This is a genomic window from Deinococcus frigens DSM 12807 (assembly GCF_000701425.1).
GTDB classification, from domain to species: Bacteria; Deinococcota; Deinococci; order Deinococcales; family Deinococcaceae; genus Deinococcus; species Deinococcus frigens.
In genome coordinates this window covers 144,937-153,292 of sequence record NZ_JNIW01000002.1, presented here as the reverse complement: position 1 = coordinate 153,292, position 8,356 = coordinate 144,937, and the positions used below count along the sequence as shown (strand labels likewise).

Sequence of the window (8,356 nt, the reverse complement as noted above, 5' to 3'; positions counted from 1 at the left end):
GAAGTGGAGACGTGATCGCGTTCTTCCGGCATCTCCTGCGTCACATCCAGGGGAAGATCGTGGTGATTCTGGACAATGCGGGTATCCATCGGGCGAAGATGGTTCAGGCGTTCGTGGAGATCCACGAACGCCTGTCGTTGGTGTACTTGCCACCGTACGCGCCAGAGCTCAATCCAATTGAGCTCGTGTGGGCGTACGTCAAACGAAATGTGTTGGGGAATTTCTGTGCCCGTTCGGTCACCGTCCTCAAGGAGAAACTGGTCGGTGCCTGGCAGCGCGTCAGATACATCCAGTTGCCGCGCCGCTTGATGGACTCTAATTTATGCCGCGATCAATAGCTGGGAGGGTTGCGGACAGCGACGTTGGTCACGGCGTGGGTGGCCGCGCTACGCGCACCGAGGATGCTGGCCAGCAGGGTCAGACCGGCCACCAGCAGCCAGCCCCAGCCTGCGGTGCTGGCCGCGCTCCGGGCAGTGGCTTCAGCATTCTTGACGGCCTGATCGGCCTGCTTCTGGATGCGGTCCACCGACTGGTTGACCTCGGTCTGCACTTCGGTGGCCTGGGCGTTGCTCAGCCCCTGGCGTTCCAGACGGGTCACGAACTGCGGGCCGCTCAGGGCCTTCTTGATCGACTCCACGCGGGCGGTGGCGAAGTCCCCAATGTTGCTCAGGTCCACCTCACCCAGATCATTGCCGGCGCGGCGCACGATCCCGGAGATCACATTGGCGGTGGCCGTCACCTGCTCCTGATCCAGATCGGTATTGTTGGCGATCAGCCCCTCGGCGTCAGCAGGGGTGATGTTGCTGAAAAAGCCCTGGATACCGGGCACCTGCACGCCGTCCGCGCCAGCGGTGGCGGTAGCAGCCGTGCCCACCAGCCCGCCCAGCGCACTGGTGGCCGTGCCGACGATGCGCGAGGCACTGTTAAAGGCGAACAGGGTGGTCAGCAGCACCAGCACGCTGCCCATCACCAGACCGGTCAGGGTAGCGTCGTCGCCCGTCATGGCGGCAATGCCGTCTTGACTCTGGGTGGCGGGGGCACTGGAGCGCACGGCAGTCAATCCTGCCAAGTACGCGCCCACCAGCGCGGCGATGCCGGTCCAGATGGCGGCGGCGATGCCCACGCCGCTCAGGCTCAGGCCGGTCAGGGCCGTGATGATGACGCCCAACGCGATAATGGTCAGGGTAGAGACCAGTCCCACCACCAGACCGGCAATAATGCCGCGCCAGGAGAGACGGTGGGAATTGAAGTCACGGTTCAAAGTCATACTTGCTCCTTTCGCACCAGATTGGGGGGTATGGGGCCAACCTGGCGCGGCGTTCCCAACCACTAAGGTTTGCGGGAAACGCCTGTCATGCGCCCAACTTATACTGCCCCCGCTGGAACAGCATGCATCCCTACACTTAACCTGCGGCTCATATACATTTGTCGTGTGGAACAGCGAAACACTGTATTGAGAATCTCTTAAAAAAGAAGGGGGGAAAAAGGGATAAGCGTACGCAGCTCTCATCCCTTTTCGCTGAAAAGTGTTTAAACAAAGGCACTCAATCCGGTAATGGCCCGGCCCACCACCAGGGTATTGATCTCGTTGGTCCCCTCGTAGGAGTAGATCGCCTCGGTGTCGGCGAAGTGCTTAGCGACGCCGTGCTCCAGCAGAATGCCGTTGCCGCCAAAGGTTTCGCGGGCCAGGGCCACGGTTTCGCGGCAGCGCGCGGCGGTAAAGACCTTGGCCAGCGCGGCGTGTTCGTCTTTCATGTCGCCGCCGTCGGCCATGTGGCTCAGGCGCAGGCACAGCGCAAACATGCTGGTCACGTTGCCCAGCATATGCACCAGATGATTCTGAATGAGCTGAAATTCGCCGATGCGCTTGCCGAACTGCTCACGGTCCTGACTGTAGTTCACGGCCAGTTCATACGCGCCCATCGCGCAGCCCACGCCCTGCCACGCCACGCCCGCGCGGGTGATCTTGAGTACCTCGGCGGTGGTGCGCCAGCCCTGCACGTTCTGGAGGCGGTCACTGTCGGGGATGCGGCAGTCCGTCAGCGTGATCAGGCCGTTTTCCACGATCCGCAGGGCGATCTTGCCCTCGATCTTTTCCACGGTGTAGCCCGGCGTCCCGGCGCGCACGATGAATCCGCGCACCTCCTGGGTGTCCACGTCGCGCGCCCAGATCACAGTCAGGTCACTGAATGTACTGTTGCCAATCCACTTCTTCTGGCCGCGCAGGGTCCAACTGTCGCCGTCGCGCTTGCAGGTGGTCCGCATGCCCTGGCTGACCTGCGAGCCGCCCTCGGGTTCAGTCAGACCAAATGCGCCAATCGCTTCCAGGTCCAGCATCCTGGGCAGCCATTCGGCTTTCTGCTCGTCGCTGCCGCCCAGCGCGATGCTGGCAAAGGCCAGACCGGCGTGGACGCCGAAGAACACGGCGGTGGACACGTCTACCTTGCACGCCTCCAGCGTCACGAGTCCTTCCATGACGGTGGCGTTGGGCTTGCGGCTGCCGTCCTCGTTCCAGATCTTGCGGAGCAGGTCCAGCTTGCGCAGTTCGGGGATGATGTGTTTGGGAAACTCGTCGCGGCTCCAGTATTCGTTCATGATTGGGGCGACGTGCTCGTGCATGAAGGCGCGCGTGACCTGGGCCACCTCGCGCTCCTCGCCGGTCAGGGTATCCATCTGGCCATAGAAGTCGCCGTTGGCCTCGGGCAGCTCCTTTTCCTTGTCCTCCTTGCCGCCCGCCAGCATGCGCGAGAGTTGCTTGAGCTGGCCGTCGCTCATGCCGGACGCGGCGTTCAGCAGGGCGGGCAGGTCCACCTTCTGGCTCAGGCGGCCCAGGGCGTCCATGTCGATCTGCGCGAGCAGGGCCAGCGGATTGGGGGCGGATTTGGTCATGCTGTGTTGTACCGCCTCCAGCCTTTTGCGACAGGATTAAAGCGCCCAGGCCCGTGTTCACCGATTCTTTAGGGCTTTTCTGGAGTGTGAGCGGGTAAGATGGACGCATGACCGCCTCTGCCGAGCGGCCCACCCGCCCGCTGGCCAGCAAGCCCGGCGGGTACGTGGAGCTGGCGCGCTATTCCAGCCTGTCGCGTTTCTGGGCGCTGCTGGGGGGCGCGGCGCGGGCGGGGCGCAACGTCAGCACCGTGCGCGGCGATCCGCCAGAGGTCTGCCGCCGCCGCATCGCCGGATACACCCTGCCCAACGCCTCGATCTTTCTGGACACCGCCCGCCTTCTCAAGGAACTGGAAGACGGCTTCGAGCCGCATCCGGCGCTGGTGGACCTGCTGTCGGGCGATCCCTTTCCACTGCGTGCCGAGCTGAACGCCCATTTCGAGCTGCGTGCCGACGTTGTGATCGCCTTCACCGCCCGCCGTGACCTGATCGCCCGCCCAGAATTCCACTTCACACCCATCGTGCAGGGCCTGAGCAGCCTGCCAGATGGTCTGCCGCTGGACGCCCGGCGGCTGGGCCGCGATGAGCTGCATCTGCTGCTCCAGCGGGCGTGTGGAGTGGCGTGAAGTGATCGCAGCGCTGTCGATGAGGCAAAAAGTCCAACCGCAAAGGTTGCTCGGCTTTCTGGCGGTTAGCCCTCATCGAATGGTCGGCGGTTTAGAGCATTTGTCAAAAGAGCCGTCCACTTTTGGCCGAACGGGCGGGCAAGCGTCCTCATGGGGAGGAGTAGCCCCATACGGGTGCTGTCTCACGACGAGAGTCTGTTCTTCCCAAGACAGTGAGTGAATTTGATGGAATATTTGGGACTGGCACAGCTCCGTAGCAGAGAATGGAAGCATCGAAAGTCTGTTTCCCCGAAACTGTAATTCGGACAAATGCTCTGATCTGTTTCACCTTTCTGGCATCGGCGGCAGGTCCGGCGACTCCACCCACAGCCGCAGCGCTGCCTCGGCCCGCGCACCCAGCCTGCTGTGGGTGTAGGTCAGCAGATCGGCAGTGGTCACGGGGCGGTCCTGGAACTCCGAGACCCAGCCGCGCAGGTATGCCCTGAAAGCCGCGTCGTCCACGGTCACGCGGACGGCGTGCAGGGCCAGCGCGCCCCGGATGTAGGCAGTGGTGTCGAACAGTTGGCGTTCGGTGGTGGCGACGAGAGGGCGGGTCTGGTTGCGGCCTGCGCGGGCGTACCACCCCTGCACGATCTCGCTGCCCGTCTCGCCCTGCGCCTGCGCCCACAGCAGTTCGGCGTAGGTGGCCAACCCCTCGTTGAGCCAGACCTCGGACCAGTCGGCCAGGGTCACGCGGTCCCCGAACCACTGGTGGGCGGTTTCGTGGACCAGCACGCGCACGGCGCTGGACGCGACCGGCATGGTGGACAGCGTGGCCGTCTCCAGCGCCGGAACGCGCGGCGTGACGATGGCCGAGCCGTAGGCGCTGAATGGGAAGGGGCCGAACCAGTCGGCCAGCACCTGGAGGACCCCTTCCGTGGAGGCGTAGGCGTCGCGCGTGTCAGCCGCAATGCCAGCAGGAAAATAGTCGCGCCGCAGGACTTCCGTGCCGCCAACCCCGACAGGCACGGCGGGCGAGTCCACGCGCTCGAAGCGGTTGACATGAATCGCCAGCGCATAGGTGGGAATCGGCTGCGCCTGCTCAAAGACGAAGGTCCGGTTCCCGTTCGGCGCAACTTTCTCCAAGCGCTGCACGCCGCTGGCCGCCGCCGTATACCCGGCTGGCACGGTGATGCGGGTGGTAAAGGTGGCCGGATCGGATGGGTGATCGTTGACGGGCAAAAAGGTGCGTGTGCCGTCCGGCTCGCTGAGGGTAAAGTTCGCGCCGACGCGCTCACCCTCTGCCGGGACCGCCTGCCAGCCCACGTTCAGGGGCAGATCGGGGTCAGGCCGCACGCCCACCTGTCCGGCGAAACTGACTGCGACCTCGGCCCGCGTGCCAGGGAGCAGGGGCTGGGGCGGCCCAATGATGAGTTTGCCCGCCGTCCCATCGTGGCGGTAGGGGACAAGGAGACCGTTCCAGCGCAAGTCCAGCACCGGCGGCCCCAGGAAATCCAGGCTCAGCACAGGCAGGGACTTGGTGGCGGTCACAGTTAAAACCACCGTACCGCGCAATTCGGAGGCGCCGGGGCGGTCCACCGTCAGGTCCAGATCGTACTTCAGCACGTCCAGCCCGGCCTGCCCCAGCGCCGGGAAGATCGAATCACCAATCGGTTGCGCGGTGACGAGGCCGGACGGTGGTGGCAGCGTGGGAACAGCGGTCTGCGGCAACGGCGTCTGGGCCTGCACGCACGTCAGCAGGACCAGCGCCAGCAGGCTGGACTGCCCCCACAATGACCTGACAGCGCAGTGTGTCATACGGCTCAGTGTCATGCGTCTCAGCCTCTTCCTAGATCGGGTAATAGGCGCGCGGCACACCCCCCACAAAATCGCGGGTGGGCACCCAGATCAGCGGGTTGCGTTCCTCGACCTCGGGCGGGGGGCCGTAGCGGACCAGCATCTCCACCTGCTCGAAGGGCACCCAGCGGATGCCCACCACCTCCGGGTCAGTGGGGTTCAGCTCGCCGGAAAAGGTGGCCGTGAACCGCCCGAAATTGGCGTAGCACTCGTTGCGGGTGCCGGTCAGCAGCTCGCCTTCTAGCAGGCTGAGAAAGACCAGATCGGTGACGGTCAGGCCCGTTTCCACCAGCACCTGCCGCACCGCAGCGTCGCCCAGCGTCTCGCCGGGGTGCGCCTTGCCGCCGGGCAGGCCGTAAAAGATGCTGCCGTCGTCCATGCGTTCCTCGACCAGCAGCAGTTTGCCGTTCTGGACCAGATAAACGTGCGCGGCGCGCTTGACGGGCAGGGTGCGCGACAGGTGGCTCATGGACGCTCCGGGCGGGGGGGCGGGGCGGGGAACGGCAGACAGATCATGTGCGGCGCAGTCTAGAGCATTTGTCCGAATTACAGCATCGGGAAAAGAGACCCCCGATGCTTCTATGCTCTCCTACGGAGCTGTGCCAGTCCCTAATACTCGGCAAAACCCACTCACTGTCTTGGGTCAAAAGTGAAGAACTCTTTTGACAGATGCTCGAGCGAAGATTGCCGCGTGAGGACGGTCTCAACAATTTGTCTAGGCACGAAGCCTTACGGTCCCCCAGGTGCTTTTCCGGCACAATGCGTGGCCATGACTGATGCGGGCGGGACCAACGGACAGTGGGCGCAAACGGCCATGTTCACCGCCTCAGAAGTAGAGACCCAGACCGGGGTGGCCGCCGCGACCCTGCGCCAGTGGGAACGGCGGTACGGTTTTCCGCACCCGGTTCGCAACCAGAGCGGCTACCGCCTGTATTCGCCCGAGGATGTCCGGGACATCGGGGTGATGCTGGAACACCAGCGGCGCGGCATCAGCGCCCGGCTGGCGGCGGAACTGACCCTGCGCGGGGTGCCGGTGGGCCACGCCGGGAATCCGGAGCCTGGGCCTGAGCCGCGGCCCGCGCCCGCGCGCGCCCCGGTTGACCTGCCTGATCTGGCCCACGCGCTGGCGCAGGCGCTGATCACCGCCGATCACGCGTGGGCCGGGGACCTTCTGGCGGTGGCCCACGCCCGGCTGCCCGTCGAGGACGTGTTGACCCAAGTGATGTCCCCGGCGCTGGTGGAGATCGGAGAGCTGTGGGCGCGCGGCGAGATCACCATTGCCCACGAGCGCGGGGCCAGTCATTACCTGCGCTCGCGCCTGTCGGCTTTGATGGAGATCGCGGGCAGCGAGGAGGGCCGGGGCGGCGGCTTTGGACCGCTGGTGGTGGCCGCCTGCGCCCCCGGCGAACAGCACGAGCTGGGATTGATGATGCTGACCCTGGCCCTGCGCCGCCGGGGGGTGCGGGTGGCCTATCTGGGCGCGAACGTGCCGCTGGGTGACCTGACCACCTTCGCCCATGAGCGCGGCGCGCAGGCCATCCTGCTGGCGGTCAACGGGGACTGGGCGCTGGAAGGCTGGGTGCCCGGAGACTGGGTGCCCGGAGAGTGGAGCGGCGGGCGCTGGGTGCCGGACCCCGGATGGCCCGCAGAGCCACCCGCAGGCACGGCAAAGGGCGGGCGGGCGTTGAACGGTGCGTCGAACGGTGCGTCCCCGGCAGCCACGAGACCCATCCTGCAACGGCTGGGGCTGCCGGTCTTTCTGGGCGGGGCGCTGATCAACGCCCGCCCCGAACTGGCTGCCGAACTGGGCGGCCACTATGCTGGCCCAGACGCCCCGGCGGCCACAGCCATTATTTCCAGAGCGCTGGGCCACCGTCCAGACGCGCCTCGGCACACACCCGAAATGCCGTAGCGTACAGACGGTGAGATGGAGACAAAGGAGGAGACTATGAACATACTTGTGACCGGGGGAACCGGTTTTGTGGGGCAGGCCGTCGTCAGGGAACTCGTCTCGCGCGGGCATCAGGTCTGGGCAGGCAGCCGCGATGGTCGGGAGGGCGGGCCTGGCCAGCCGATCAAGCTGGACGTGACCGATCCGGCCAGCGTGCTGAACGCCGTGGCACAGGCGGACCCCGACGCCGTGATCCATCTGGTGGGCATCATTGCCGAGAAGGGCGCACAGACCTTCCAGGCAGTGCATGTAGACGGCACCCGGCATGTGCTGGCCGCCGTGCCGCGCGGGGCGCGCTACGTGCACATGAGCGCGCTGGGTGCAGATGTGAACAGCGCCAGCGGCTACAGCGCCAGCAAAGGCCGCGCCGAGACGCTGGTACGGGACAGCGGCCTGAGATACACCATCTTCGAGCCAAGCCTGATCTTCGGCGTGGGCGACGACTTCTTCGGGCGGGTGCTGCGCGAACTGGTCAGCGCCGCTCCCATCGTGCCGCAGATTGGCGACGGCACCTTTCCCTTTCGCCCTGTCAGCGTGCAGGACGTGGCGCAGGCGTTCGCCGGGGCCGCCGAATCGGAGACTGGCCTGGGCGAGACCTACGCCCTGACCGGCCCGCACGAATACACCTTCCGGCAGTTGCTGGACCTGGAACTCGGCGCGCTGGGCAAGAAAAAGCCCATCGTTCCGGTGCCGCTGCCGCTGATGAATCTGGCCGTGCCGCTGATGAACCTGCTGCCCAATCCGCCGATCACCAAAGACCAGTACGCCATGCTCAAGCAGGGCAACACCGCTCCCAACGAACCGGCGAAAACTGTGTTTGACCTGCCGATGCTGAGTCTGCCGGACCACCTGCCGGACATCGTGGCGGCAGCGAAGGGATAAGGGAGAACGGACGGCTTGGCAGTCAACCCCTCTTTGGGCAGAAGGGCTTCCGGCTCCTCCCCTTTGCAACGCTTGATGTGCGATGAGAAATTCATCGTCTGAGACGTGCTGCATTTCTCTCCTCTATAGGAGAAAGGGCCGGGGTCAGCGGCAGCGGGCGGAGCTTGCCCCCGTA

The 8,356-nt window shown here is 65.3% G+C and carries 8 protein-coding genes; 4 read left to right on the top strand and 4 right to left on the bottom strand.

Annotated features, from left to right (window positions below; genetic code table 11):
- On the top strand, window positions 1-338 hold a 338-nt coding region (locus Q322_RS0101585), incomplete at its 5' end, for a transposase (protein ID WP_034417254.1).
- Here Q322_RS0101585 and Q322_RS0101580 read toward each other — a convergent pair.
- Together Q322_RS0101580 and Q322_RS0101575 are read right to left on the bottom strand one after the other, a co-directional pair.
- Window positions 332-1,267 carry a hypothetical protein gene (locus Q322_RS0101580; RefSeq protein ID WP_029475266.1) on the bottom strand — a complete coding sequence of 312 codons (936 nt, stop codon included), beginning with the start codon at window positions 1,265-1,267 and terminating at the stop codon, window positions 332-334. The genes Q322_RS0101585 and Q322_RS0101580 overlap by 7 nt on opposite strands.
- 263 nt (window positions 1,268-1,530) lie before the next feature.
- Window positions 1,531-2,889, bottom strand: coding sequence for an acyl-CoA dehydrogenase family protein (locus Q322_RS0101575; protein WP_029475264.1), 1,359 nt, complete (start codon window positions 2,887-2,889; stop codon window positions 1,531-1,533).
- Window positions 2,890-2,996: 107 nt separating this feature from the next.
- On the opposite strand from Q322_RS0101575, the gene Q322_RS0101570 reads away from it, so the two are divergent.
- Entirely contained in the window at window positions 2,997-3,512 is a 516-nt protein-coding gene (locus Q322_RS0101570; protein ID WP_029475262.1) for a hypothetical protein, read from the top strand.
- 324 nt (window positions 3,513-3,836) lie between these two features.
- Here the strand turns inward: Q322_RS0101570 and Q322_RS0101565 are convergent, their stop codons facing one another.
- Window positions 3,837-5,309: a M1 family metallopeptidase gene (locus Q322_RS0101565; protein WP_084147703.1), complete on the bottom strand. Its 1,473-nt coding sequence runs from the start codon at window positions 5,307-5,309 to the stop codon at window positions 3,837-3,839.
- A gap of 31 nt (window positions 5,310-5,340) precedes the next feature.
- The gene (locus Q322_RS0101560) at window positions 5,341-5,817 is read right to left on the bottom strand and encodes an NUDIX domain-containing protein (protein ID WP_029475258.1); all 477 of its coding nucleotides are present in this window, start codon (window positions 5,815-5,817) and stop codon (window positions 5,341-5,343) included.
- A 300-nt stretch (window positions 5,818-6,117) separates the two neighbouring features.
- Here Q322_RS0101560 and Q322_RS21475 point away from each other — a divergent pair, with 300 nt between their 5' ends.
- Window positions 6,118-7,260, top strand: a complete 1,143-nt coding sequence (locus Q322_RS21475) for a MerR family transcriptional regulator (RefSeq protein ID WP_051667983.1) — start codon at window positions 6,118-6,120, stop codon at window positions 7,258-7,260.
- A 36-nt stretch (window positions 7,261-7,296) separates the two neighbouring features.
- The gene (locus Q322_RS0101550; RefSeq protein ID WP_029475254.1) at window positions 7,297-8,181 is read left to right on the top strand and encodes a complex I NDUFA9 subunit family protein; all 885 of its coding nucleotides are present in this window, start codon (window positions 7,297-7,299) and stop codon (window positions 8,179-8,181) included.
- Window positions 8,182-8,356: the final 175 nt, after the last annotated feature.

Bases quoted from the DNA above. Each gene is read 5' to 3' on its own strand.
- Q322_RS0101580 (WP_029475266.1), bottom strand. From the start codon at position 1,267: ATGACTTTGAACCGTGACTTCAATTCCCACCGTCTCTCCTGGCGCGGC.
- Q322_RS0101575 (WP_029475264.1), bottom strand. From the start codon at position 2,889: ATGACCAAATCCGCCCCCAATCCGCTGGCCCTGCTCGCGCAGATCGAC.
- Q322_RS0101570 (WP_029475262.1), top strand. From the start codon at position 2,997: ATGACCGCCTCTGCCGAGCGGCCCACCCGCCCGCTGGCCAGCAAGCCC.
- Q322_RS0101565 (WP_084147703.1), bottom strand. From the start codon at position 5,309: ATGACACACTGCGCTGTCAGGTCATTGTGGGGGCAGTCCAGCCTGCTG.
- Q322_RS0101560 (WP_029475258.1), bottom strand. From the start codon at position 5,817: ATGAGCCACCTGTCGCGCACCCTGCCCGTCAAGCGCGCCGCGCACGTT.
- Q322_RS21475 (WP_051667983.1), top strand. From the start codon at position 6,118: ATGACTGATGCGGGCGGGACCAACGGACAGTGGGCGCAAACGGCCATG.
- Q322_RS0101550 (WP_029475254.1), top strand. From the start codon at position 7,297: ATGAACATACTTGTGACCGGGGGAACCGGTTTTGTGGGGCAGGCCGTC.